The organism is Chryseobacterium sp. KBW03 (genome assembly GCF_003852415.1).
Classification (GTDB): Bacteria; Bacteroidota; Bacteroidia; order Flavobacteriales; family Weeksellaceae; genus Chryseobacterium; species Chryseobacterium viscerum.
On record NZ_QAJO01000003.1, the window covers coordinates 581,680 to 608,420 of the forward strand.

Here is a 26,741-nt window from a genome sequence, read left to right on the forward strand (position 1 = left end):
CATTAAAGGGATAATAAGGCAAAGGATCAATTTTTTATTACAGAACTTTAATGAATATAAAAAACGATAGTATCATCGTTTTATTCCAATTACCCCTAACGCACTGGAAGTTAAAAATATATCATCAAACACAACAAGTGATTCTACATCATTGAATCCTGAAGGGATCAGGTCACTTTTATTAAAAGACAATTCGATAGAAGGATCATAGGAGGCTATGATACGCACTTTTGAATAGCCGTTATAATCTACTTTAAATCCTTCAAACATACAGTTCTGTTCAGCCTTCTGGTATTCGCCGTATTCTTCAAACCCCGCTATATCCTCTCTTTTTCCATCATTATGATCAAGAGATTTCCATTCAGCATAATTTTTAGGTTCTTTCAGAACATTTCCTTCACGGTCTACAGGAACAAACATTCCAAGAGTCAAATTCTTCTTTAAAAAATTGGCATAGTTATTCATCAGATTTAAAATCTGAAGATCGGCATATCCTTCGTGTGAATAATATTCAAGCACGAAAGTGGTCATCGGAATCAGCTTATGAGAAGCATCAGTCGGCATAATTAGTATTTCCTTATTTTGGCCGATAAAAATAGTATTTTTATTTGCGTTACCCAACGGAAGCCAGTGAATAGGATGGAATTTATACCCATTCTGAATAACGATAACTTTAGGACAAGCTCTCTTTTTTCAGTATTTTTGAAGGAATAACCATACAAATCCACCTGCAAAAGACATTAATTTTTTGCGAATATAAATTACAATATGTTGAATAAGATACTATTGGCAGCCGGTATTATTCAGTGCTGCTTTTACAATATCAAGGCTCAGAATGCCGGAGCACATCCGGTTTATACCTCAGAATGGGGACATCTCTATCGCGAAAATGGAAATAATAAGGATCTATTAGGAATATTTTCTACCGAGGCTCCTGTTTACCTGTTAGATTCTACCCAAACACAATATAAAGTGCAGGTAAGTAATGGTGATATTGGTTTTATAGACCGCCAGCCTTTGCAAAAGACCATGCGTGGCAAAAAATCTTCCGGCGAACCGGTTCAGTATTTCTATCGGGGATCACAAGGACAGCAATGCCCACATTTTTATATACAGGTGTCTGAACTGCGTGTACGGAAAGCTCCTACAACCGAAAGCACAGCTACACGGAGGGCTGCTTTAAATGAGATGGCCTGTATAGACTATGTTCCTTTATATCAGGATGGCTGGGTGTATATTGGAGATCATTTCCACGAAAATCCTGAATATATTCAAATGAAATATCTCGGTCCTGAACTTACTTACGATAAAGTTCTGAAAGAATATCTGGCAACGAAAGGCAAAAACAAAGAAAAGGAACTCACTCAGGTCGGAAGATTGCGTGAAATTGCATGGCTGGAAGAGAAAAACCTTAAACAAGCCTTACAATATTGGAAAGAATCTTATGCAAATGCAGGAGTAGAAAATCCCAAAATAGATATCAACTTTGAACTTCTTCTGGCAGATCAATTTGCAAAAAAACCTGGAACAGAAGCGTATGAAAAAAAGCTGAAAGCCCTGAATATGCATTTCATATGGAAGGATGCCCAACTATTTGACGGCAAAATCACCGATGCACCGATGAAACAGCTGGAGATGCAGAAGGCTAAAAACATTCCCAATATGCCGGAATGTGGTTGGGAACCTCAATATTTTTATAAAAACCCTAATATCATTGTTGCTTTTGAAGAATATAAAGGGAAAGTTTCCGGAAGTATCTACAAAATGTCCTTCAGCAATGGCGAAGCTTTGGTTTTGGGAAATGAGCGTATGGATTCCAATTATGATGAAAAGAATTTTGTAACCCGTTTTGGTGATATGCTTTCTGCACGATGGATTTCTTCCCCACATGAATACCAGATCCAGAATGGGGATGCAGGACTCTTTATTTTCACTTTTAAAGATGGAAAACTTTTCAGTTATGAATGCATGTTTTATTGTTAAATAAATTTTAATCATTCTTATCAATAGAAGCGGGCTAAAGCCCGCTTATTTTTTGTTTTCGATAAAGGCTTTAACCAAAACTTCACAGGTATTAAGTTTTGGCTGAAGCCATAGGATTTTATTCTTATTATTAAAACGGGCTAAAGCCCGTTCCTATTGAATATCTGTAGTTTTCTTATGCATTTTTTGTGTATGTATGATCATTTTTAGACAAGTTTATATATCATTAGAAGCTTAAAAACATTCTGTTAAAAACCACAACCTATTTTCCTCCAACAGTGATAAAATTTAAAACTGTATCTTTACGCTACCAAACAAAATATTACAATATGTCATTTATAACACCGGAAGGAGCCAGGAAGGCTCAGCTATCCCTTGCCGAAAGAGCACCCGTTGCTCATGCCGTTCTCTCAGGAGCAGAGAATATCTCGAAATATAACAGTGGAGTATGTCATGACGTGGTTGCCTACGCTTTGTATATGCGTGGAGCCAGGATAAGTCCTTCTCAACTGGCAGAATCAGCTGGACAAAAATGGTTAACCCTATTTAATTATCCGGCAGGAGAAAAGTGGGATGGATATTCACCTATTCCTGCAGGAAAAGCGATTGGTTTCTACCGACTTATCGATAAAACTTTTTTTCATTCAGCAATTACCACAGGAAACGGAAATGAAATAAGATCTGTTAATGGATTTTCATTAGGATCTGCATGGTCTGTACCCGTAGATATGAAATGGGTATTGGGTAAAAAGAATTCTGATGGCACTTTCAATTATGACGGTACCAAAATAGAAGTATACATCTCTTCTTTATAACAATAGCCTAAAAAGTAAAAAGGCAGATCAGCAATTTCGCTTTTCTGCCTTTTTACTTTTTATACCTCTAAGCATCAGCACACTTCGGGCAAATTCCGCTGATAATGAAGTTATACTCCTGCGCAATAAAATGCTCAGGTAAGCTGATTTCTGGAATCGCATTTTCTATGCATGTTACAGAGTGACATTCCTTACAATTGAAATGAACATGATTGTGAAAATGCTGCCCATGTGTACATTTTCCGCTGCATTTTGCAAAATTTACCACTCCGTCAATATTGACGATCTTGTGTATAGCCCCTTCATTTTCAAGCCTTTCCAATACTCTGTAAATGGTTACTCTATTGCAGAGATCTCCCAGTTTTTTCTGAATATCAGAGTGGGTAAGCGCTATATCTGAACCATTAATAAGGTTTAAAATCTCAGTTTTAGCATGGGTGTTTCTGACCTGTTTCATATTTTAATGCAACAAAGTTGCGTTATTTAGATTTTTATCTATACTTTTGCAACAAAGTTACGATAAGAAAATTAATCCCATACTATTATGAAATCAAAAATTCTTGATGCTGTAGGAATCTCCGCTGCTGTTTTATGCCTGATTCATTGTATTGTCTTTCCATTATTACTGATTGTTCCTTTGGGAATATCGCATAATCCTTATATCGATCTGACTTTCCTTTGTATAGGCGCTGTGGTTGTATTCCGGGTAACTAAAAAAATGGAAAGCCGATGGTTGAAATTTTTATTTTGGATATCTGTGAGCCTTATCTTTATCTCTGTACTCACAGATCTGATATTTGAGATTCATATTCCTCTGATTTATGTTGGAGCTGCTGGCTTAATTGCAGGTCATATCATCAATTTTAAAAATCATAAACATTAAGATACATGACTAAGAAACTTCCTGTAACGGTACTCAGCGGCTTTTTGGGAGCTGGTAAAACCACATTACTGAACCACATCCTTCATAATAAGCAAGGCTTAAAAGTAGCTGTGATTGTGAATGACATGAGTGAGGTCAATATTGATGCGCGCCTTATTGAAAATCAAAACACGCTTTCAAGAACAGAAGAAAAGCTGGTAGAAATGAGTAACGGATGTATCTGCTGTACGCTTCGCGAAGACCTGATGGTAGAAGTAGAACGTCTCGCTCACGAAAATCGTTTTGATTATCTCCTGATCGAAAGTACCGGAATCAGTGAGCCCATTCCGGTTGCCCAAACCTTTACTTATATCGACGAAGAAAGCGGTATTGATCTTTCCCGTTTCAGCTATGTAGATACGATGGTTACAGTGGTTGATTGTTTCAACTTTATGAAAGATTTTGGGTCTAATGAACTTCTGACGGATCGTGATCTTACTGATATGGAGGGAGATTACAGAACAATTGTCAATCTTCTTACAGATCAGATAGAGTTTGCCAATGTTATTATTTTAAACAAAACAGATCTTATCAATGTTGAAACACTTGGCTTTTTAACAGCTGCTATAAAGAAATTAAATCCTGATGCTGCTATTCTTCATTCGGAATTTGGCAAGATCAATCCACAGCAGATTTTAAATACCCAGCTCTTTGATTTTGATAAAGCACAATCTTCTGCCGGCTGGCAAAAGGAATTACAGGCTGAACATCATACTCCTGAAACAGAAGAGTATGGCATAAGTTCTTTTGTGTTCAGGGACAAAAAACCTTTTCATCCGGTTAGACTATGGCAATACCTTACTCATCATTATCCGGAAGGAGCTATCAGAGCGAAAGGCTTGTTTTGGCTGGCGTCGAGACCCGATGATGCCCTGAATTTTTCTCAGGCAGGAGGTTCTTTTCGTCTGGAAAAGGCAGGTGTCTGGTGGAGCAGTATGCCGATGCATCAGAGAGTACAGTATTCGTCTTTTGAAGAAAATCAGAAATTTATTGAAAGCAGATGGGATAAAAATTGGGGTGACAGAATCAATGAACTTGTATTTATTGGTCAGAATCTGGATAAAGATCAAATGTTATCCGACCTTCAAAGCTGCCTTATTAATGATCAGGAAAAAGAGCGGTTTGATAAGAAACAGGATTTTGAAGATCCTTTTCCAGAGAATATTTAAAATTAACTTTTAATTAATGCAACAATGTTACGATAAAAGTTTAAATACAATACCTTACAGCATTATTTTTACAGCAATATGGACAGAAGAAAATTTCTAAAAGGTTCAGCACTACTTTCAGGATTATTGACCTTATCACCATCAGATCTCTGGAGTTTTGGGAGGAATATTGAAAAACCGTATACCGGAAAAGCAAAGAACATCATCTTTATGGTAAGTGACGGGATGAGTCTCGGGACCCTCTCTATGGCAGATTTGTATTCCCGGAATATTTTGGGCAAAGGAAGTAACTGGATGAATCTGTATCAGGAGAAAAAAGTGACACGTGCTCTGATGGACACCGCCTCAGCCAGCTCTATTGTCACAGATTCTGCAGCGGCGAGTTCAGCCTTCGGCGGTGGAATAAGAGTTAAAAACGGAGTTCTGAATATGGGAGCCAATGGTGAAAAGCATCTTCCTATATGGCAGAAATATAAAAAAGCAGGAAAGAAAGCAGGCTGTGTGACCACAGTAACCATTACCCATGCCACTCCTGCAGGTTTCTGTATAAATTCTTCCAAAAGAAATGCAGAACCCCAAATAGCAGAAATGTATGCCGAACTGGAACTGGATGTTTTGCTAGGAGGTGGAGATGAGTTCTTTAATCCTGCAAAAAGAGAAGATAAAAAAGATCTCTATTCTGTCTACAGCAAAAAAGGATACAGAGTTCTGAAAACACAAAACGATTTGAAAGAAATCAAAAAAGGGGAGAAGCTCTTAGGAATTTTTAATACAGGTGCTTTACCTTATAGTATTGACAGAGCTCATCTTCCGGAATACAAAAATACACCCACTCTTGCCGAAATGGCAAAAACAGCCATTGATCAGATGAAAGAACACCCCAATGGCTTTGTTCTTCAGGTAGAAGGCGGAAAAGTAGACTGGTCTGCGCATGCTAATGATGTAGCCGCACTCATCCATGATCAGCTGGCATTTGATGAAGCCGTAAAAGCGGTAATGGATTTTGCAGAAAAAGATGGAAATACCCTGGTAATCATCACGACAGATCATGGAAATGCCAATCCGGGAACCATCTACGGAAATGATGCTACAAAGAATTTTAACAGCATTTCAGACTATCAATACACCAATGAATATATTCTGAACAAGATTCAAAAAGAGTATTCGATGAAAGATATTAAAGACTGGATTTATGAGGGTAATAAAATTATTCTGAATGATGATGAAGCCAAACATCTGATGAGTTTTTACAACGGACTTGAAAAAGAGGATGCAGGGCTGTATAATTATAAAAAACTGCCTTTTAAACTTTATTCAGAAATTCAGAAAAGCAGAAATTCAGTGGGATGGATCAGTATGGATCACTCCGGAGATTATGTGGAAGTAGTAGCCTATGGTCCTGGAAATGAACTTTTGCAGCCCTTCATTAAAAATACAGACTTGCATGATTTGATGCTGAAGGCATCTCCAATATAAGCGATACAATATTTTTTCATATTCATATTTTACATTTTTAACAGGTTGAGGAAGCAGAGGGAATACAATTTCCTCTGCTTTATTTTATATTAAACACAGGTCCCTTCCAGTATTAAAGTGAGGTTTTAAGTGTTTCTACGTATCTCACATTAGGTAGAAATACTATTGTCATCTTCTATAAATAGGGGTAACTTTATAGTATCATTGAACGTAGAAAACAACCTTAAAACACTCATATTATGAACCATGTAAAATACAGAGTGGGGAAATGGCTTCCCTCAGACAGAAAGTTTCTGAATAGCTGGCTGGAGAAAAAAGTACATCAGGCCAAAAACAGCAGACTTCCTATGAATCCGGCTGTAGATAGCCTTAAAAACGCAATATATAATGATCCTATTTTGTATATGAGCTTCACCAGCATGTATGATGAGATCCCGCAAGGCTATAATGAGCCTGTGAAAGATTTCCAGACCATGCTTCTTATTATCAATCAGGTTTTACAGGAAGCACCCTGCTACAGCGTGATAGAAGATAATATAGGACTGGTAGGCTTTCCCATTAATGCTATCGTAGACTGGGCTATGGGAACTCAGGCAGGATATTTAACATTTCTTCATCCGGAAGTTAATCAAAAACTAAGTGTTATTTTGGGAGAATGGAAAAACTTTCTGGAATCTCCGGCATCACAATATGTACTTGTAAATGGTTCTGTGAATCAGCCGCAACCGGACTATACCAATCCTTTAGGCTGGTTTTCTCCACAAGCTTTAGAAGCTATTGCTGCTATGGATCCTTTGAGAGGAAAGGGAAATAACCCTGAAGATCCTTTGCAAAATTTCATTTATAATTATCAATGCCAGCCTAATCAGCCTTATTTTGGATTTAAGAGCTGGGATGATTTTTTTACCAGACAATTCAATCCTGGGGTAAGAGAAGTAAGTGAGGAAGATAAAGATCCTTCGGTCATTGTTAATGCTTGCGAATCAGCACCCTACAATTGTGTTACCAATGCCCAGATGAAAGATAAATTCTGGATGAAAGGACAGCCTTATTCTTTACTGGATATGATGAACCATCATGAACTGGCCCAGAAATTTGGGGATAATAGTACTGTTTACCAGGCATTTCTTTGTGCTAAAACCTATCATAGATGGAACAGCCCTGTAGACGGCACCATTGTCGCCATTCAGAATGTTCCGGGAACATATTACGCTGAAGCTCCTATTGAAGGATATGATCCTTCAGGTCCCAATGATTCTCAGGGGTATATTACAGAACTCGCCGCCCGCGCCCTGATATTCATCCAGTCAGATAATGAGAAAATAGGACTGATGTGCTTTGTAGCGATTGGTATGGCAGAAGTTTCCAGCTGTGAAATCACAGTGAGAGAAGGCGACCATGTTAAAAAAGGAGATCCTATCGGGACATTCCATTTTGGTGGGTCTACTCATTGTCTGATTTTCAGACCGGAAGTTAATATTGATTTTGATTTCCATGGACAGACTCCATGCCTGAACACCTACAATATTCCTGTGAAAGCAAGAATTGGGGTAGTCACAAATTAAATCATACGTCTATAATCATATTTTATACAAAGAAGTAGAACAGTATCTGCTTCTTTGTTTTTTTATACAAAACAGACCACTGAATTTCTTTTTCACCAATACGGAAAGTATGCCTGACTGGGCTCGGAAGATGTCAAGCCTTACCCTTGTAACACACTTTATCAAAGTTGTAAGACTCATTGTATTGAAAGGAAGCCATTTCTCTGAAATAAAAACAGAATTCTTCTATTTGATAGGCTTTGCTGTTGTTCTGAACAGTCTTGCGATCTATAATTACAGAAAGACAAATTAAAATGGGTGGAATTAAATTCCACCCATTACAAACATATTTTCCATAGTAGGTACTGTACTTCCGCCTTCTTTTTCAAGAGTAATTGCAAAAGCCTGAGCTTTTGATATACTGGCCAAAGCAATCCTACTGTCTTTATCCTCAGTGTACATTCCTGCACTTACCGGTTTTCCATCTTCAATAGCCCAAAGCTGATACTGCATTCCAGTAGGAGCTTTAGGAAGCTTTTCAGCATTCAGATAGACTTCTTTTGTTTTTTTATCCCAGAAAACCATTGCTTTTGCATCCGTATGCTTTTCTACTCCTTTCAGCATCACCATCTGCATATCAGGATTGGAGAACATATCAAGCTTCTGATTCATTTTTTGCATTTCCCGATCCTTAGCCTGCTGATCTGCAACCAGCAGAGACATTTCCTTTTGATTGTCAGATTGAGTATTCATCCAGAATAAATTTCCGGCAACACTCACAAGGAATAATACGGAAGCCGCTATTGCATAGGTTTTCCAATGGGTATTTCCCTGAATATTCTGCCTGTCTGTGCTAATTTCTGTCTGATCTTTTGCCTCAGTAATATCCGCCGAAAGAACAGGAGGTACTTCTTCAACAGTTTGTTCCTGTTGAATTTTATTCCAAATCTTAGATTTCAAATCGGTTGGAGGTGTTACAGCCTGTGCTGTGGCAAGACTTTCCAAAGTTTTCTGTGCTTCTTCAAAAGCCGTTTTTACTTCAGCATTATTTTTCATCACACACTCCAAAATCCCTGCTTCCTCAGGAGAAGCATGGCCTAGAATATAAGATTCTATAATTCCGGATGATATGTATTCTTTAGTGTTCAATTTATTGATAATCTTTTAACAAATCTTTTAATTTTATCAATGCATTACGCATTTTCGTTTTTACCGTTCCCAGCGGTATTTTCAGTTTTTCGGATATTTCATGTTGGGTATATCCCTGATAATAAGCAAGATTTATAAGCTCCTGCTTGTCTACTTCAAGGCCTTCAAGTACATTATTGAATCCGATATAATCGGAAGAATTATTGGTTGTTGAAAGCTCTGCAGTATTATATACGAAATCGGGAAGTGATTGGTTTTTAAGTTCATTCTGGAATGCTTTCGATTTTAAATAATCGATGGCTGTATTCCTTGCAATATTGATCATCCAGGTATAAAATCTCCCTTTAGAAGCATCGTACTGATGAATAGAATTCCATATTTTAACAAAAACATCCTGAATAATTTCTTCTGTATATTCTTTAGACTGAACGATTCGAAGAATAATCCCGTACAGCGCACCAGAATAGTGGTCATACAGATAATGAAAACCATTTTCGTTTTTTCCTTTTAGTAAAACGATAAGTTCTTCTTCAGAATAGGTTGTTTTAATAGCGTTTATTTTTCTTTTCAAATGTAATAAAATAAAACATATTCCCAAAAAAATCCGCATCAACTTTTATTTCGTACATGATTTTAAGAAAATAATTAAAAATAGTCAATATGAAAACATTAGTTTCAAAAACCATACTTGCCTTTTGCCTTACACTTTCCTTAGGGACCTACAAAGCACAAAGCAACCTTTTTAAAATTAAAAACCCCTATTACTCCCGCACTGCAGAAAATACGCTGAAAGTAAGCAATAGTGAATGGAAAAAGATTTTAAAACCCGAACTCTATCAGGTTGCCAGAGAAGGAGCCACAGAAACGGCTTTTACCGGGAAATATAATGAGTTTGATGAAAAAGGCACTTATTATTGCTCCGTATGTGGAAATGCTCTCTTTATTTCGACTTCCAAATTTGCAACCACCTGCGGATGGCCTTCTTTTTATCAGCCTATTCGTAAAAACAGTGTCAAATACAGAAAAGATACTTCTTATCATATGGAACGTACAGAGGTCCTGTGTGGCAGATGTGATTCTCATCTCGGACATGTTTTCGATGATGGTCCAAAACCTACAGGAAAACGTTTCTGTATGAATTCTGTCTGTCTTGAATTTGTTCCTGGTAAAAAATAATAGACTGATTTATAGTAATTTAAAATAAATTTTGCTTTTTTTCAATCTAAAACAAAACCAACCTCGTAAATGACATTAAAAGCACAACTAAATATAATTAACTAAAAAATAATCACACAATGAACACACAATCAAAAATCACAGTTTTAGCAATGGTAGCTTTATCATTTGCTTTCAGCGGAAAGGTAACTGCACAAACGATGAAAGAAAAAACAGTAATGGTAGGAGGAGCTCCTATGTATCCTTCTAAAAATATCATTGAAAATGCTGTCAATTCCAAGGATCACAAAACTCTTGTCGCTGCAGTAAAAGCTGCAGGTCTGGTAGAAACATTACAGGGGGCAGGACCTTTTACAGTATTGGCACCTACAGATGCTGCTTTTGCAAAACTTCCGAAAGGAACGGTTGAAAACCTTGTAAAACCGGAAAATAAAGCAATGCTTACTTCCATATTAACGTATCATGTTCTGTCTGGAAAATACAGTGCTAAAGACATATGGGCTGCTGTAAAAGCAGGAAACGGAAAAAGCATGATGAAAACAGTACAGGGTGAGGAGCTTACTTTCTGGACAAAAGGAAAAGATCTTTATATAAAAGATGCCAAAGGAAACAGCGCCAAAGTAACCATTGCTGATGTGAACCAATCTAATGGGGTTATTCATGTAATAGATACAGTTTTAATGCCATAACAATTTGTAAGATTTCAAACAGCATATTTCAGTATGCTGTTTTTCTTTCTTTTATTTATCCTAACACTAAAAAATTAATATTATGAAAAAACCAATTCAGGTTTCTAATCAGGGAGTAACTCTTGATACCAGCAGAAGAAACTTTTTAAAACTAAGTGGAGTAGGATTGGCTGTCGCAGGTCTGACTTTAATAGGCTGTGATGACAATGATGATTTTCAGATTATAGAAGAGTCCAAGTATGATCTTGGTACAGGAGATGTAGGGGTTTTAAATTATGCCTACGCCCTTGAGCAGCTGGAAGCAGATTTCTATACGAAAGTGGTGAATAATTTTTACACCGGAATTTCCAGCATTGAAAAAGAAGTTTTTACAGATCTCTATCATCATGAAGTGATACACAGGGATTTTTTCAAAGCAGCAATAAGCGGAGCTACAGATCATGTGCTGCCTAAGCTGGAATTCCAATATCCTAATGTGAATTTTAATGACCGAAACTCGGTGCTGGCTACTGCGAAAGCATTAGAGGATACTGGGGTAGCAGCCTATAATGGTGCTGGAAAATACATTACCAATCCCGCTTACCTTGTCATTGCCGGTAAAATAGTTTCAGTGGAAGCAAGACATGCTTCTGCCATCAGAAATCTCATCAATCCCGGATCTGCTGACTTCTCAGGAGATGATGTCATTGATGCCAACGGACTTGATCTGGCGAAAGAGCCTAAAGACATTGTAATGGCTGCCGGAGCATTTATCAAAACACCTTTTACCTGGAAAGAAAGAGGGATCAACTAATCATTCACCTTAAAAACTCACATTATGAATATTCTTAGATTACTGGATAAACTTTCTTATGATAAGTTTTTCACAACAGAAGCTTCAAGACTGGAAACCATTACGAATATGTCATTATTCGGAAAAAAAGCAGCTACAGCAGCGGTACCCCTTGGATTGGGTGCGCTGATGGCTACTCCTGCCAAAGCAGAAACAACAAAAACATTAACAGGTGCTGCATTAAAAAGTACGCTGACAGATGCTTTACAATTGGCATTGGTCCTGGAATACCTTGAAAATGAATATTACAGCATAGGATTATCTACACCGGGATTGATTCCCAATGGTGACAGAACCGTCTTTATGCAGATCTCAAAACATGAATCAGCTCATGTCAGCTTCCTGAAAAGTACCCTCACTTCTTTAGGAACAACTCCTGGGAATAAACCTACTTTCGATTTTACAGCAGGTGGAAATTTTACCCCTTTTACAAGTTATAATCAATTTCTTATTCTTGCTCAGGCTTTTGAAGATACCGGAGTAAGAGCTTATAAAGGACAGGCCGGAAACGTCATGTCCAATAAAGTAGTGCTTCAGGCTGCATTACAGATTCATTCCGTTGAAGCAAGACATGCTTCACAGGTAAGAAGAATGAGAGCTAATAAAGGATGGATTGAGCTTGCCGATGGAGGAAGTATGCCTTCAGCCACCAATCCGGTTTACGCCGGAGAAGACAATGTAAACCAGGCGGGTTACAATACATCAACTTTATTTGGTGCAGCAGCCGGTTCTGCAGCGTACGACGAAGTTTTAAGCGGTAGCGATGCACAAACTATCGCTTCCCTGTTCATAGTTTAGTTGTGATTTGGATGATGTAAAGTGGTGTGTCCATTTCCGGAGATGCCCCCGGAAATGGACTTTTCAAAAAAAAATCATTCGTCAGGCCTTAAAAAAACACATCATTAACTACTTCAATTCACCCGAATTCATACTTAAAGTACCATATCATCAGATACGGTACTTTTTTATTATACAAATAAGTAAGATTTATATCAATATTAAGACTGCTTACGGCGGCGGCCTGAAACTTTTTTGTCAAGGTCTTTGATATCCTGTCTCAGTTCACGGAACATTTCTTTAAAATTATAGCTTTCATAATCACCAGGTTCAAAATCTTCCGGGAAAATTCCTGAAGCATATTGCCAGATTTCCACCACTTCTTCAAAAGGAATATCATAAGGCTCATAAAAGGAGTTATCAGCGCTTACAGAGATTGTATTTTCTTTTGTTTCCTTAAAACGTTTATAAGTAATACCATCATTCAGGGTTACAAAAACATAGGTTTTACCCGGTTTCAGTTCGTTGATTCCTTCTACATATTTTCCTACAATATAAGAACCGTTTCTGAATGGCGGCATAGAATCTCCATCTGCAGGGAAAGCTCTATATTTTCCATTGTTAAGAAAAGGAAGTGCAATACGCTGCAGGCTCTCAATATAATCTACATCACTGTACCCCTCAAGGTATCCCATGGAAGCTTTTTGAGGAATAATTTCTATGGTATCATTCCCATGAGTATCTACAGCTACAGGAAGAACAATTCTGTTATCAGGGAGTTTCAGCATTTCATCCATTGGGTATTTCTGAATATCTACCGACAGCATAAGATCAATGCTTACATGAAAATATTTGGAAATTTTTACCAGCAGTTCGATAGGCGGTTCTGAGATCCCGTTCTCGTATTTGGAATAGCGGACTCTTGAGATCAACAGCTCGTCAGCTACATTCTGTTGAGAGAGCTTTCTCTTGGCTCTTAAAAAGCGTATATTATTTGAAAAAATTGACATTGATAAAAGTATGTCAGCAAAAATACAAAATTTGAATTCGTTATCAATAACTATGACAGGTTTTACCATCATAAGTAAAGAAATTTAACTTCATTGTTCCCGTTTTTCAAAAAAAGAGAATTTAAGAGCTTCTTACAATCCATTTTCAGGGTACAGGAATTTCGTTTTTTGGTAAATAAAGAGGGTATTATGGAATTTAAATAATATTCACAAATAAATAGAATATGATGCAAAAATAATAACTCTAAATTTCACAAATTGAGTTATTATTTTTAACATTTAGAAAATCAATCAGATATAAATAAAAATGATATTTTCATTAAAAATACTTTATATTAATGAAATATTAAATTATATAAATATTTAATTAATTTATTCAAAAAAACTTGCAATCATATATTTATTATTCATATATTCGTGATGTAATAATCATATAAAATTATAGTTATGAAAAACTTAAAAAAATTGGACAGAAATGAATTAAAAACTATTTCAGGTAACGGATTACTAGATCCAATCGGTGGACTACTAGGTGGACTAGGAGGTGTTATCGGTGGTGTAGTAGGAGGTGTAGGAACAGTCGTTGGCGGTGTTGTTGGCGGTGTAGGTTCTACAGTAGGTGGAGTAGTAGGTGGTGTAGGTACTATTGTAACTAACGCTTTATGCCAAACACAATGTGTTGTTAATGGTGTAATCCACATCAAATTACTTGAGTGCGGTTCTACTTGCTAATCAGTAAGTTTTGACATTAAAAAATTCTACCGCTCTGAAAAGAGCGGTATTTTTATGTACAGCTAGTACATACTATGAAAATCTGCAAATTTACTTTTCTTAAAAATAAATACTATCAACATATGTAAAGGTATCTTACAATTTAGCAGTCTACATTTGCTTTAATAATTTTAAGAGAAATACAATGAAATCTATAGTATTAAGTTTGCCGGCGCTCTGTATGGGTTTTCTGGCATTTTCACAAAACATAACCAGCAACACTCAGCAAACAAATATGAATACAATCCAATACAAAAATCCAAAAACTCTTTTTGATCCAACCCCTTATGCCTTTTCTCATTCTGCAGCACCTGCTGAATCTGAAGGAAAGTATGTATTCATATCCGGACAAAGCGGAGGGGAAGGCTTGAATCACCATCTGTCTAAAGATTTCAGAACCCAGGTTAAAATCTCACTGCAGAATTTAGAAACTGTACTCGCTGAATATGGATTAGAAGTGAAAGACGTACTTAAAATTACCATTCTGATTGTAGATCATAATCAGGAAAAACTTACAATATGGTCAGAAGAAATTCATAAAGTATGGAAGGGGCATCAATTTCCGACGAGTACCTTAATTCCGGTTCCAAAATTAGCACTGGATAATATGTTGATAGAAGTAGATGCTGTAGCTTTTATGAAAAAAGACAAAACAGAATAAGCGCTTATATAAAACCCCGAGTGAGGGATCTGTAGTGTATATACCATAAGTTATTCTGAAAAATTCTTAGATATCAATGCTTTGTAATATTTTCAGAGTAACTTTGCCCATTATAATTCTTTTTGAATTCTATACACTAGGTTTCATTGGATTGTATGATTTTTGGATTGACACCAATGAATTTTCTATTAATGAAGAATATATACCCCTTATCACATGATTTTTAATGATATCAAATTAAATATTGATGTTAAAGACAGCACCTTTAATAACCTATATCCCGTACATATAAAAGAACTGGCAGGCCAGCACTGGACCCCAATTGCCGTAGCAAAAATGGCTGCTGAGTATCTTGCTGAAAAACCCAATAGTAAAATACTGGATATTGGCTCTGGTGTCGGAAAATTTTGTCTGATTGGAGCGGCTTCTACAAAAGGAATGTTTTTTGGAGTAGAGCAAAGGGCATCTCTTACCAAAATATCAAAAAAAATTGCAGACAAACATAAAATTACTAATGTAGAATTTATACACTCCAATATCAATGAAATCTCTTTTTCCGACTACGATGCATTCTATTTTTTTAATTCTTTTTACGAAAATATAGATACGTTATCTGTAATTGATAATACAGTAACTACGGACAAAGATTTATATTTTGCTTATTCAGAGTATGTAAAAGAACAGCTCGACAAAACACCTGCAGGCACACGTTTAGTAACGTATTGGAGCAAATGGGATGAAATTCCAAGTAGTTTTAATCTAATTGCAACAGACTGTAATGGATTATTAAACTTTTGGGAAAAATAGAACCACATCTATAATTAAAAAGAAATAGCCACCATTTATAAACATTTCTCCATTTAACAAATTTCATTTTATTCAAAAAAATTTAATATTGAAACAAACCCGAAAGGTTTTAAATGTAAGAATCTACATTATTTAATTTTAATCATCTCACATTCCATTACTTCATCAGAAAAATTCGAACTAAGTTGTAAGAAGACCTTTTCATTCACAACTTTTAGGATTTTAGCGATTAATACGTCATCAGGAGTACTTCCTTCATGAGATTTGCCTTTTATGACTTTTCGGTTTTTTAATTGATACTGACAGTCATTAATCCAGCTGATGTCATACCGTGCTTTATACCCCATTTTTTCGTTTGTTTCAATCTGGGATGTACTGTTTCTTTCAATGACTGTAATTCCATATTCGCCATTATCTACCTGAAATTTTCCAATGTGTGCAGCTTTACATTTAAAATTCTGAGCATTTATTACTAAAGAAAACAATAAAAATGGAAGAAATATTTTGTTCATGAAATTTTTTTTATCCAGTTATTAGCTTTTACTAATATAAAATTTATGTGTAAAAACGAAGTATTTTCACATGATCATATTTTGCGTTTAACCCTTATTATAACACACTTTTTGGTGTCTAAAAAGCTATTTAAAAACCCAGTAAAAAAGATCACTTATTTTTGAATTATCGATCAAATCCCTTATACAAAAGGATTTAACATAATAAAAAAGATCACACTTTGTTAGAGTTAGTTCATTTTTTTATATACTTTTGAAATCTAATCTTTAACATTTTAACCATGAAAAAAGAAAATCAAAATTCTAAAAAATCCCTAGAATCCTTAAAAGGTAAAAAATTGGGTGATTTAAAAACTGTTTATGCAGGATTACAAAACCAGGCCGTTCTAGATGCTGAAATGGCAAAATGTATTACCCTTATTTATAATGGTGGTACAGCTGATGATTCATCTTGGGATCGTAAGTAGTAACAAGCTAAAAATGGTCACCTCAAATGTATTGAGGTGACTTTTTTTGTCTTTTTTTGTATTCCATAGGGAAGGGTCTTTTCAGATAGGCCAATCTCAATCCACCTAATTTACTTCCCAAATCGTTTTTTCAAATTATTATAACATGATTTTAATTTTATCTACTCCCAATGATGATGATACGAATTGGGTAATGGAACACTTGTCTATTCTTGGCGAAAAGCACATAAGAATCAACGACTTAGATTTATTTACCGGAAAAACAAAAATGTATGTTGAATTACAGCCACACCCTAAACTGATTGTAGAGAATAATTTTTTTGGGAAAGTGGACATGTCAGAAGTCAAATGTGTTTGGTTTAGAAAATTCGGTTTCTTTAACAGGTATAAAGAAAATATAAAAACAGAAAAAAATATAGAACTATTAAATTATCTAGAATCAGAATATATATCGACATTAAATATTTTTTTTGAATTTTTAAAAGATAAAAAATGGCTTAATCATTATCAAAAGCTAGAGTCAATGACTAAAATAGGAACTTTAATGGCTGCACATGAAATAGGCATTAAAATCCCTAAAACATATATAACGAACAATTCAGATAATTTAAACTACGACCAGCCTTATATTACTAAATCTATCAATGAAGGATCGGTCATTGGTATTGATGATAAAGCTTTCTTTTTTTTCACCACTCAATTAAGTGAGAAAAAAATCAAAAGTTATAAAAATTTCTTTCCAAGTTTATTTCAGGAAATGATAAACAAAGAATATGAGCTTAGGATTTTCCATCTGAACGGGAAGAATTACAGTATGGCTATATTTTCTCAAAATGATGCTCAGACAAAAACAGATTACAGACAAGTCAACTACGAGAGTCCTAACAGATATGTGTCTTATAGCCTTCCTGATGCTGTAGATGAAAAAATATCTGCTTTGATGAAAAAAATAGGATTGAATACAGGTTCTGTAGATATGATAAAAGCCGATGACGGCGAATATTATTTTTTGGAGGTGAATCCTTCCGGTCAGTTTAGAATGACTTCATTACCTTGTAATTATAATCTTCATTATGAAGTCGCTCATTGTCTCAAAAACATGAATACATGAAAAAAAGTTTAATAAAAGAGTTAAAGCATAAGAAGGAATTCTTTCCTGTTGTTTTTTCAAATATCTTTCCTTTTCCCAATACCAGAAAGGCAAGAAGAAATAATCTGAGTAGACAAATCACAACATCTATTCATCAATCAGAAATACACTGTTTAAGAATATACAAAGATGGGATCAATTTATATACAGAACAATAAAGACAAATATATTCACTTCTTTTCCTGTTGTATATTGGTAAGGGGTTTTGAGAGAAGTACTATATATGATATCCAAAGAGAAACTATAGAATTCATACCCAATACCTTAATAGATTTTGTAGAAGATATCAGAGGAAGAAAAGTATGTGATGTTTTGGAAGAATATCAAGGACATAAAACGGCAAAAGAATACTTGGCTTTTTTAGAAAAAAAAGAATTTATTTTTTATTCCAGCAACTCATCTTTTCCCGATTTATCTGATATAAGCAACAATGAAGATACATCTGAAATCCTTTTTACAACGGCTATAGTATCACAACATATTTATGATAATAGAGATACATTTTCGAAAAACATTCAACAATTAGGCGTTAAAAGGCTGCACCTTCATATTGATAATGATAATTGTATGGAACAGTTAATGACAGTATTATCATCCCTGGAATATTCCCGGGTATCTAATATATCACTGTCTTTTCCATACCAAAAGATACATAAGAAAGTGTATGAAAATAAACGGATCACCTCTATTACCCTATTTAATTCTCCCAAAAAACGATCTCTAAAAAATAATGATATTATTAAAAATTATATCACCTGTGATGATTCTAAATTATTTCTAACACGATTCAATCTGTACGATATTGCCATAGGCATTAATGCTTATAATGTGGCAAAAAATTATAATTTGGCATTGTTTAAGACTATATTTATTGATGGAAATGGAAATATAAAATATAATTTTTCAGATAAAAACAGCTACGGAAATATTTTGGATGATTTTGAAAAAATAAGAACAAACAGTGTAAAAAAATTATCCAAATTATGGAGTATTAAAAGAGAGGAGATTGAGCCATGTAATGTTTGTGAATTCAGGTATTGCTGTACAACAACTTATATTCCGGTGAAAGGTAAGACCGGATATACAGTGGATTGCAATTATAATCCCTACACCACAGAATTTAATTAAAAGATCAAAAATTAAATAATAAATCTCTATTTATTATGCGTTATAAAGTTTTAAAAAGTTTAGTACTCATCTTTTTGTCTTCTAGTTTTTATGCCCAAAATTTTCGGATTGATTACCAGCTTACTTATAAAGAAGATTCCTTAAGTTCCGAGACAACCCATAAAAATATGATCCTTTTTGTTCAGGGAGGTAAATCTAAATTTTTGGCTGAAAAACAATACCAGGTGGATTCACTTAGAAGTACAGGATCTAAAGAACCTGCTATAGGAGATAATAGTTTTTCAGCGATTAATCATGAAGAAAATGTAAGCTTCAAATATTATTTTTTTATTAGTGATGTATACAAAATAGCAGAAGCAGTAAAACTAAATTGGGAACTAAAATCCGAAACAAAAAAAATAGACACCTACTTATGTAGAAAAGCTATTTTAAAATACAAAGGAAGAACTTGGGAGGCGTGGTACACTCAGGATGTGCCCATTCAGGCAGGGCCGTATATATTCAGAAATTTACCCGGATTAATTGTCCAGATGGAAGATTCTACTGGTTCTTATAAGTTTAGCCTATATTCCATAAAGAAAAGATCTGATATTTTAGATTTTGAGAATATGTATAAAGAAGCCCTTACAATTCCACAAAAGCAGTTACAGAAAGTATTTTTAGATTATTACAATGATCCTTTAAGAGAAATGAAATCACAAAATGTGCAAGCAAAATTTATAGATGAAAAAGGAAAAGAGGTAAAGCCTGATTTCAGAGAAATGACAAAAACAATCCAATCTCGTTTGAAACAATATAACAACCCAATAGAGGTGTCGGAGGCTGTAAAATATCCGAATTAATGTAAGTTTAAAAACATTACAAACCAGACGACAAAGACTCTGGTACAAATTATATAAATAAGCATTGGTATAAAAACCGCTCTAGAAAGAGCGGTTTTTATGTTTTTACAGAAAACATAGAGTCTGGAAATTAAAAACACATCACTGTAATTCAATATTTTACTTTAAAACATAAGGTTTTCAGATAAAATCAATAAAGCAACATTGTTGCATTAGTAAATTTAATTATCTAGCTTTGCGGATCATTAAAGTATATGCACATGAAAAAGACCGTTTATTTTTTGATGGGAAGCACGCTGATGTATTCCTCATCCATTCTGAAGGCGCAGAAACTCACTCCTGAAAAAAAAACCGTAAAAGACATAGAATCTATTCAGATACAGGGGAAAACCAATTACAGTTCTGTAAATATTTCAAGAAAAAAGCTGGATTTTATTCAATCCAATACATTAGGAGAAACATTGAGTAAAATTCCCGGGATTCAAAATTCAGGATATGGTCCCAATTCCGGAGCTCCTGTTATCCGAAGTCTGAGTGGAAACCGGGTAAAAATACTGGAAAATGGAACTGCAGTGAATGATCTTTCGGGGATAAGCCCTGATTTTAATACTGATATAGAGATGAACAATGTTCAAAACATTACTGTTTACAAGAATTCTGCATCAGTTTTATATGGGGGAAAAGCTATTGGAGGCGCTATTGATATTGAAACCGATTATATCGCCAGACAGTTACCGGATAAAAAGCTAAATGTAAAAGGACTTCTTGAGGGGGGAAGCAACAGTGGACAGAAACAGGCATTTTCAGCCCGGGGAATCATTGCTAAAAACTGGGTATGGGCTGTAGGAGGAAGCAATCATAAGCAGGATAGGGTCACAATCCCTGGAAAATCTAAAGACGACAGATGTTATGATCCTGCACTGGTAGGCTTCAACAGTATTTTGCAGTCACTATGTCAGGTAGATGTGGATTCCAGACGGGTATTGAACAAAAGTCTTTTCCCATTCATCAGTCAGTTTGCTAAAGATCATATGATAGATTATGAACTGTCAGAAGATGATCTTTATACTTTCAGTTCCACCTATTATAATCCTGCTGACGGTAAAAACTATCCTAATCCAAAGAATGATTTGTACGTTCCCGGACAGGATCCTTCGAAAGACCGTTATAAAAGTGAAGTTAACGGAATCAGGGAATATGTAGAGACAAAAGACGGAGTAATCCCCAACAGTCATTCTGAAAGCAATTCATTTTATATCGGAACCAGCTATATAGGGAAATCATTTTATGCAGGAGGAGCTTATCAAAACTCTTATTCCTATTTTGGAGTCCCGGGATATGCAATACCTAAAATCCCCACACATAGCCATGGAAAGCCACAGCAAAAAATAGAATATCTTCCTATCAATATAAGAAGTTTATCCCATAAAGCGATGTTTGAAACAGGTTACAGATTTACCCATTCCCCAATTTCCAGTATCAAGCTAAATTATATGGGAATATTTTCAAAAAATGCAGAACTTCTTGATAATTTCAGAGCCAATCAGTTTGCCGTGAATCAGCATAATGGGCGTTTGGAAATTGCACAGCAGAAATTAAAATTCCTGACCGGAACCACAGGTCTTGAAGTGCAATACAGAGACATGGAAGGAACTGGAGGTCAGAGATACTTACCCAACAATATAAGCCGTGAAATCGGAATCTTTACGATGCAACACCTTGATTTTAATATCATTCAACTGGATCTTGGCTATAGAAACGATCATGTACAACGCAGGGCAGAAGCAGATAATAAATATGTCAGAAGTCGCGGACTTTCCGGTGGAAAACTCAGTGACAGAGATTTTACCCTTCATCAATTCCATAGTGCTGCTCAATGGAATATCTTCAAAAAAGGCTATCTGAAAGTACAATACAATCATTCCGAAAGAGCTCCGGAAGTGAACGAACTGTACTCAGGAAATAATCATTTTGCTATTCTCACGGAAGAAAATGGTGATGACAGGCTGGATAAGGAAACCGCAAATACCGTTGAAATAGGAGGGGGCTTAAACCTAAAGAACCTCAGAGTATCTGCCAACTGGTACCATACGTCTTATAAAAATTACATTTATCTTGCCCACACAGGACTTTCCAGGGAAGTTTTCCTTGTCAAAGAATGGCGTTCTGATGATACAGAAATCAACGGAATGGAAGCAGAAGCCGCTTATAAAGCAGATCTGGGGAAAATAGGGAAGTGGGAGATAGGTGGATATTATGATCTGGTGAGAAATATAAGTGTAGCCGACAGCTCGATAAGAAAATGGAGCGATGGCGATTATATGCCCAATATGCCTACAAGCCGTTTTGGATTCAATCTGGAAGGCAATATCCAGAACTTCAGCCTGAATCTAAGTTTAGATCATTATTTAAAGCAAAAATATTTAGGGAAAAATATTAATCCTGAGCTTCCTATGCCGGCATTTTCATTACTGAATGTCCGTTTAGCTTATAAAGACAGCAGTTTAGGCATCGGTGATCTGGAATATTATATCATAGGAAATAATCTGCTAAACACTGAGGCAAGACTTCAGAACTCTCAGTTGAAATTTCTAAGTCCGCTTCCTGGAATTAATATTTCAGCAGGGGTAAAAATCACCATATAAACCCAATTATTATACTCGAAAGAAGACATGTACTTTAATACATGTCTTCTTATTATGAATGGTATTTCATTATTTCAAATCTTCTATATTGTTTATTAGATAACATTGTTCCCATTGTTTCATCCCGATTTTAGGATAATAGCCTACAGCTTTTGGGGCAGCTAAAAGAATAAGGGTAGCTTTTGGAGTATGCTCTTTTGTCAGTCGGATCAATTCTTTTCCAATTCCTTTCTTTTGATAATTCTCATCAACTGCCAAATCTGAAAGATAAGTGCAAAATGCAAAATCAGTTAATGATCTAGATACTCCGATCAATTTTCCATTGTCACGTGCTGTTGCGATAAGATTTGCATGCTGCAGCATTCCCATTATTCTTTCCGGTTCGTTTATCGGACGTCTTTCTCCTAATGTAGAATTTATAAGGACCTGTGTAAATTCTTCTATTCCGATTATTTCTTCAATTTGATAGGTAATCATTTTTTATCTTTTTTAATTTTTATTATTTTAAAAAATACGGTCTGAGGGAGCTTCCTGTCTTTCAGACATTCCATAATTTCGTATTACTGAAGCTACCCGTAATCTGTAATCTTCAAACACAGAGTTTCGCCCTGCCTGCTGTGCATTCCTGTGTGTGGTTCTGTTGCGCCATTCTTTTATACTTTTTTCATCTTCCCAGAAAGAGAGGGAGAGGATCTTTTTAGGATCCACAAGACTTTGAAATCTTTCGATGGAAATAAACCCGGGAATCTCTTCCAGCTCTGATCTTAGGGTCTTTGCTATATCTAAATATTCATTCTTTTTCCCTTCTTTAGGGACCACTTCAAATATTACGGCTATCATATTTTACTTTCAATTAAAAATTTATTTCTCAAAAACTATTTTGATTTACAGGATAAAATTATATTTAATTTGGACTACATTTGTACTCCAGATCGAACATATAAAGTAGTCCAGAATGTTTCCGTTTGAACATATCATCAGTATCGACAAAGAAAAAAAGCTTCCTGTCTACAGACAGATCGCGATATCTATTATTAATGCTATCCGAAATGGAAATTTACCCACTGGAATGCCTCTGCCCAGCACCAGAGAGCTCGCAAAAATTCTGGGTGTACACCGCAAAACTATAACAGCGGCCTATGAGGAGCTCAATGCTCAGGATTGGATATTAATTATTCCCCGGAAACAAGTCAGGGTATCTGAACATATTCCCAATCTAAAACCACAAAAATGGAACGCTCAGGATTCATCTGTATCGTATGAAAATAATTTCAACCTTCCACTTCACACATCCAAGAAAGATCCGTCTCAGCAAGAGCTCATTGCGGCTCCTGAAATACTTATTGATGATGGGCATCCTGATATTCGACTTTCTCCTATAGATGAATTGTTGAAAATTTACCGCAGCTATACCTCGAAAAGTTTTACCATTAAAAATGCAGTGGTCGGGATCACTCAAGGGACATTAAAATTAAGAGAAGAACTGTCCAGATACTTATCTGTGACAAGAGGATTGAATATTTCTGCTGATAATGTATTGATTACCCATGGTGCACAAATGAGTATTTATTTATCAGCTCAATTGCTTTTACAGGAAGGAGACACTATTATTTTAGGAAAACCAGGATATCCTATTGCCAACAGCGCATTTGAAAAGACAAAAGCCTCTGTTGTGGAAATTCCTGTAGATGAAAACGGATTAGACATCAATGCTCTCGAAAATATATGTAAAAGGAAAAAGGTAGCAGCCTTATATATCATTCCCCATCATCATTATCCTACAACGGTAACATTGAGCGTGGAAAGAAGAATGAAGGTATTGGAGCTTTCAAACCGATATTCGTTTGCAGTCATTGAGGATGATTACGATTATGATTATCATTATTCCTCATCGCCTTATTTACCTTTGGCAAGTGGAGCCCATAAAGGAAACATCATCTATATCGGTTCCTTTTCAAAAATAATAGGTTCTTCCATTCGTATTGGCTTTATGGTGGCTCCTAAAAATTTTATCCAGGAGGCTCTCACTTTACGAAAAGTGATTGATATTGGTGGTGATGGATATATGCAAAATGCGTTGGCTGAACTGATTAAAAATGGAGATTTAGGGAGGCACCTGAAGAAAACAAAAAAATGTTACCATCAACGGAGAGATTATCTGAATACACTTTTGCATCATCATCTAAGACCTTACGCATCTTTTTCTTTACCAGATGGTGGTCTTTCAGTCTGGATCCAATTAAAACATCCATACAACATTAATACATTGAAAATGAGTTCACAATTACAGATCAAACGAATCTGTGAAAAAGAAAATGCTTTTCGATTTGGCTTTGCTTCAATGAATGAGAAAGAGCTGGAAGAAGCTATTTTATTATTAAAGAAAATTCTCACCACAGAATAGGGAAGGTCCTCTAAAAGAAAAAATAGCATTTGATTGTTGTGGAGGTTTCCACGATGATAATTTTCTCTTAAAAATATCCTTAGAATCTAAAGAGTACAATCACCATTTCGGGTGGTTTTTACCAAGCTTATTTTTATAAAAATTAATCCAAAAAAAACTTAAAAAAAAGAGGTAATTTGTTTTAATACGACAAGTTCTGTCGCTGTGCGTCTCTATCTTTATAGTAGAAATAAGATAAAGAATCCCGGGAAATTTATTGTCTTAGTAAATCAAATTTTAACCTTAAAACTCTTTTTAAAGTATGTGTAAAAAACAACTCATCATCATTTTTCTCTTTTTATTTTTCATTTCCTATGCGCAGACTGAATTTATTACTTTGTGGAAACCTAATATAAATGGCACCATTGATAATTCAATAACTTTTGGTGGCACCGGAACAAGCTACACCATTAGCTGGGAAGAAGTAGGCTATCCTCAGCATAGCGGACTTATGAATTCTGTAACCTCTAACAGCAGCAGCCCGATTACGATTTCTTTTGGGGCATCTTTAAATACAAATCCCCTCCAAGCCACCTATAAATTGAAAGTCTCCAACGGCAGTGGATTATTTTATGGATTTAGAGCCAGCCCAGACTTTATAAACCCTAATGCAAATGTTGAACTTACTGAAATTATTCAATGGGGAGATATTATTTGGCTTCAGCAGTTTAATACAGGATTTGCAGGTTGTCCCAATCTTAACGTAACGGCTGCAGATACACCCAATCTGACACAAATAAACAATCTATCACAAATGTTCTTTAATTGTTCGTCTTTGGTTGGAAATAACTCATTTTCTAATTGGAATACAAGCACAATTACCAATATGAATGGCATGTTTAGCAGGGCAAAGCTTTTTAATCAAAATATCGGAACCTGGAATACAGCGAATGTAACAGATTTTAGTGGAATGTTTTCTTTTGCAGCTGCTTTTAATCAAAATATTTCTGGCTGGAATACAGCAGCCGGAACCAACTTCTCTGTAATGTTCAAGGATGCTGTAGCTTTTAATCAGCCATTAAATTCATGGAATACAAAAAATGCCACTAATCTTAGGTATGTATTTTCTAATGCGGCAGCCTTTAACCAACCACTTAATAATTGGAATACAAGTAAAGTAACGAGTTTTGAGTATATGTTTGAAAATGCTGTATCATTCAATCAACCCATTGGAAACTGGGATGTAAGTAAGGTCAATTATTTTGCCGGATTTAATATGTTTAATGGTGCTTTACTTTTTGACCAGGATATTTCTACCTGGAATATCAAGCTTCAAAACTTTGCAGGGAACTCAATGTCTTTTGGATTTAAAAACTCAGGGCTATCATGTACGAATTACAGTAATTTTCTAATTGCTCTGAATAATAATCCTGCATGGGCAAACTCAACCATAACATCCGGAAGTATTGATGCAACAGGACTCGTTTATTCTACACCACAAGCCATTATGGCAAGAGCTCAATTGGTTAATAAAGGTTTTACGATTATTGGAGATTCTTATAATTCCGGTTGTTTTTTATCAACAGTAGAAACTTCAAAAAAAATAACAACCCCAGCTTATCCAAATCCAACAACAGGAGTGATAACTGTAGAGTCTACTGAAAACGAAAATGTTTATGTATACGATATCACGGGTAAAATCATTAAAAATATGACTTTAAATAAAGGAAAAAACAGTATTGATCTTACTGGTTATCCATCAGGGAATTATCTGTTAAAAGGAAATCATATTTTCACTAAAATAATCAAGAAATAAAAAGATCAGCTGAAAGG

The 26,741-nt window shown here is 35.3% G+C and carries 29 protein-coding genes; 21 read left to right on the forward strand and 8 right to left on the reverse strand.

Going from position 1 to position 26,741, the window contains the following annotated elements; all coding sequences use genetic code 11:
• Positions 1–72 precede the first annotated feature (72 nt).
• A complete protein-coding gene (locus DBR39_RS06535; protein ID WP_124531563.1) occupies positions 73–564 on the reverse strand; it encodes a hypothetical protein in 492 nt (163 codons plus the stop codon).
• A gap of 204 nt (positions 565–768) precedes the next feature.
• Between DBR39_RS06535 and DBR39_RS06540 the strand changes: the two genes are divergently transcribed.
• Complete coding sequence (locus DBR39_RS06540; RefSeq protein ID WP_124531565.1) at positions 769–1,983, forward strand: hypothetical protein; 1,215 nt, start codon at positions 769–771, stop codon at positions 1,981–1,983.
• A 329-nt stretch (positions 1,984–2,312) separates the two neighbouring features.
• Positions 2,313–2,798: a hypothetical protein gene (locus DBR39_RS06545; protein WP_109738887.1), complete on the forward strand. Its 486-nt coding sequence runs from the start codon at positions 2,313–2,315 to the stop codon at positions 2,796–2,798.
• Between the two features lie 67 nt (positions 2,799–2,865).
• Here the strand turns inward: DBR39_RS06545 and DBR39_RS06550 are convergent, their stop codons facing one another.
• The gene (locus DBR39_RS06550; RefSeq protein WP_124531567.1) at positions 2,866–3,255 is read right to left on the reverse strand and encodes a Fur family transcriptional regulator; all 390 of its coding nucleotides are present in this window, start codon (positions 3,253–3,255) and stop codon (positions 2,866–2,868) included.
• A gap of 87 nt (positions 3,256–3,342) precedes the next feature.
• Here DBR39_RS06550 and DBR39_RS06555 point away from each other — a divergent pair, with 87 nt between their 5' ends.
• From DBR39_RS06555 to DBR39_RS06575, 5 genes are all read left to right on the forward strand, one after another.
• Entirely contained in the window at positions 3,343–3,681 is a 339-nt protein-coding gene (locus DBR39_RS06555; RefSeq protein ID WP_124531569.1) for a MerC domain-containing protein, read from the forward strand.
• A gap of 5 nt (positions 3,682–3,686) precedes the next feature.
• The gene (locus DBR39_RS06560) at positions 3,687–4,889 is read left to right on the forward strand and encodes a GTP-binding protein (RefSeq protein WP_124531571.1); all 1,203 of its coding nucleotides are present in this window, start codon (positions 3,687–3,689) and stop codon (positions 4,887–4,889) included.
• Positions 4,890–4,967: 78 nt separating this feature from the next.
• The gene (locus DBR39_RS06565; RefSeq protein WP_124531573.1) at positions 4,968–6,365 is read left to right on the forward strand and encodes an alkaline phosphatase; all 1,398 of its coding nucleotides are present in this window, start codon (positions 4,968–4,970) and stop codon (positions 6,363–6,365) included.
• Positions 6,366–6,604: 239 nt separating this feature from the next.
• Positions 6,605–7,930, forward strand: a complete 1,326-nt coding sequence (locus DBR39_RS06570) for a phosphatidylserine decarboxylase family protein (RefSeq protein WP_124531575.1) — start codon at positions 6,605–6,607, stop codon at positions 7,928–7,930.
• Between the two features lie 109 nt (positions 7,931–8,039).
• Entirely contained in the window at positions 8,040–8,222 is a 183-nt protein-coding gene (locus DBR39_RS06575; RefSeq protein WP_124531577.1) for a hypothetical protein, read from the forward strand.
• Positions 8,223–8,233: 11 nt separating this feature from the next.
• Here the strand turns inward: DBR39_RS06575 and DBR39_RS06580 are convergent, their stop codons facing one another.
• Positions 8,234–9,058 carry an anti-sigma factor domain-containing protein gene (locus DBR39_RS06580; protein ID WP_124531579.1) on the reverse strand — a complete coding sequence of 275 codons (825 nt, stop codon included), beginning with the start codon at positions 9,056–9,058 and terminating at the stop codon, positions 8,234–8,236.
• A 1-nt stretch (position 9,059) separates the two neighbouring features.
• On the reverse strand, positions 9,060–9,629 hold the full coding sequence (locus DBR39_RS06585; RefSeq protein ID WP_228447779.1) for an RNA polymerase sigma factor: 570 nt from the start codon (positions 9,627–9,629) through the stop codon (positions 9,060–9,062).
• Positions 9,630–9,718: 89 nt separating this feature from the next.
• Between DBR39_RS06585 and msrB the strand changes: the two genes are divergently transcribed.
• The 4 genes from msrB to DBR39_RS06605 all read left to right on the forward strand — a co-directional run bounded on the left by msrB (position 9,719) and on the right by DBR39_RS06605 (position 12,553).
• The gene (msrB, locus tag DBR39_RS06590) at positions 9,719–10,234 is read left to right on the forward strand and encodes a peptide-methionine (R)-S-oxide reductase MsrB (RefSeq protein ID WP_124531581.1); all 516 of its coding nucleotides are present in this window, start codon (positions 9,719–9,721) and stop codon (positions 10,232–10,234) included.
• A gap of 119 nt (positions 10,235–10,353) precedes the next feature.
• Positions 10,354–10,923 (forward strand): fasciclin domain-containing protein, encoded by a 570-nt coding sequence (locus DBR39_RS06595; protein ID WP_103233456.1) that lies wholly within the window; start codon positions 10,354–10,356, stop codon positions 10,921–10,923.
• An 82-nt stretch (positions 10,924–11,005) separates the two neighbouring features.
• Complete coding sequence (locus DBR39_RS06600; RefSeq protein WP_103233457.1) at positions 11,006–11,716, forward strand: ferritin-like domain-containing protein; 711 nt, start codon at positions 11,006–11,008, stop codon at positions 11,714–11,716.
• 24 nt (positions 11,717–11,740) lie between these two features.
• Positions 11,741–12,553 (forward strand): ferritin-like domain-containing protein, encoded by an 813-nt coding sequence (locus DBR39_RS06605; protein ID WP_124531583.1) that lies wholly within the window; start codon positions 11,741–11,743, stop codon positions 12,551–12,553.
• Between the two features lie 200 nt (positions 12,554–12,753).
• Here the strand turns inward: DBR39_RS06605 and DBR39_RS06610 are convergent, their stop codons facing one another.
• The gene (locus tag DBR39_RS06610; RefSeq protein WP_124531585.1) at positions 12,754–13,542 is read right to left on the reverse strand and encodes an XRE family transcriptional regulator; all 789 of its coding nucleotides are present in this window, start codon (positions 13,540–13,542) and stop codon (positions 12,754–12,756) included.
• Positions 13,543–13,989: 447 nt separating this feature from the next.
• On the opposite strand from DBR39_RS06610, the gene DBR39_RS24190 reads away from it, so the two are divergent.
• From DBR39_RS24190 to DBR39_RS06625, 3 genes are all read left to right on the forward strand, one after another.
• A complete protein-coding gene (locus tag DBR39_RS24190) occupies positions 13,990–14,274 on the forward strand; it encodes a bacteriocin-like protein (RefSeq protein ID WP_165835330.1) in 285 nt (94 codons plus the stop codon).
• A gap of 274 nt (positions 14,275–14,548) precedes the next feature.
• Positions 14,549–14,974 carry a RidA family protein gene (locus tag DBR39_RS06620; protein WP_228447780.1) on the forward strand — a complete coding sequence of 142 codons (426 nt, stop codon included), beginning with the start codon at positions 14,549–14,551 and terminating at the stop codon, positions 14,972–14,974.
• A 216-nt stretch (positions 14,975–15,190) separates the two neighbouring features.
• Positions 15,191–15,781, forward strand: a complete 591-nt coding sequence (locus DBR39_RS06625) for a methyltransferase domain-containing protein (protein ID WP_124531591.1) — start codon at positions 15,191–15,193, stop codon at positions 15,779–15,781.
• Between the two features lie 128 nt (positions 15,782–15,909).
• Here the strand turns inward: DBR39_RS06625 and DBR39_RS06630 are convergent, their stop codons facing one another.
• Positions 15,910–16,293: a hypothetical protein gene (locus tag DBR39_RS06630; RefSeq protein WP_124531593.1), complete on the reverse strand. Its 384-nt coding sequence runs from the start codon at positions 16,291–16,293 to the stop codon at positions 15,910–15,912.
• A gap of 281 nt (positions 16,294–16,574) precedes the next feature.
• Here DBR39_RS06630 and DBR39_RS06635 point away from each other — a divergent pair, with 281 nt between their 5' ends.
• From DBR39_RS06635 to DBR39_RS06655, 5 genes are all read left to right on the forward strand, one after another.
• Positions 16,575–16,760 carry a hypothetical protein gene (locus DBR39_RS06635; RefSeq protein ID WP_103235646.1) on the forward strand — a complete coding sequence of 62 codons (186 nt, stop codon included), beginning with the start codon at positions 16,575–16,577 and terminating at the stop codon, positions 16,758–16,760.
• A gap of 145 nt (positions 16,761–16,905) precedes the next feature.
• Positions 16,906–17,871, forward strand: a complete 966-nt coding sequence (gwsG, locus tag DBR39_RS06640) for a grasp-with-spasm system ATP-grasp peptide maturase (protein WP_124531595.1) — start codon at positions 16,906–16,908, stop codon at positions 17,869–17,871.
• Positions 17,872–18,039: 168 nt separating this feature from the next.
• Positions 18,040–19,038: a hypothetical protein gene (locus tag DBR39_RS06645; RefSeq protein WP_124531597.1), complete on the forward strand. Its 999-nt coding sequence runs from the start codon at positions 18,040–18,042 to the stop codon at positions 19,036–19,038.
• A 35-nt stretch (positions 19,039–19,073) separates the two neighbouring features.
• Complete coding sequence (locus tag DBR39_RS06650) at positions 19,074–19,880, forward strand: GLPGLI family protein (RefSeq protein ID WP_124531599.1); 807 nt, start codon at positions 19,074–19,076, stop codon at positions 19,878–19,880.
• Between the two features lie 260 nt (positions 19,881–20,140).
• On the forward strand, positions 20,141–22,525 hold the full coding sequence (locus DBR39_RS06655) for a TonB-dependent receptor (protein ID WP_124531601.1): 2,385 nt from the start codon (positions 20,141–20,143) through the stop codon (positions 22,523–22,525).
• 69 nt (positions 22,526–22,594) lie between these two features.
• Here DBR39_RS06655 and DBR39_RS06660 read toward each other — a convergent pair whose 3' ends face one another.
• The gene (locus DBR39_RS06660) at positions 22,595–23,002 is read right to left on the reverse strand and encodes a GNAT family N-acetyltransferase (protein ID WP_124531603.1); all 408 of its coding nucleotides are present in this window, start codon (positions 23,000–23,002) and stop codon (positions 22,595–22,597) included.
• A 27-nt stretch (positions 23,003–23,029) separates the two neighbouring features.
• Positions 23,030–23,365 (reverse strand): antibiotic biosynthesis monooxygenase family protein, encoded by a 336-nt coding sequence (locus DBR39_RS06665; protein ID WP_124531605.1) that lies wholly within the window; start codon positions 23,363–23,365, stop codon positions 23,030–23,032.
• Positions 23,366–23,480: 115 nt separating this feature from the next.
• Here DBR39_RS06665 and DBR39_RS06670 point away from each other — a divergent pair, with 115 nt between their 5' ends.
• Together DBR39_RS06670 and DBR39_RS06675 are read left to right on the forward strand one after the other, a co-directional pair.
• A complete protein-coding gene (locus DBR39_RS06670; protein WP_124531607.1) occupies positions 23,481–24,929 on the forward strand; it encodes a PLP-dependent aminotransferase family protein in 1,449 nt (482 codons plus the stop codon).
• 301 nt (positions 24,930–25,230) lie between these two features.
• On the forward strand, positions 25,231–26,724 hold the full coding sequence (locus DBR39_RS06675) for a BspA family leucine-rich repeat surface protein (protein ID WP_124531609.1): 1,494 nt from the start codon (positions 25,231–25,233) through the stop codon (positions 26,722–26,724).
• Positions 26,725–26,741: the final 17 nt, after the last annotated feature.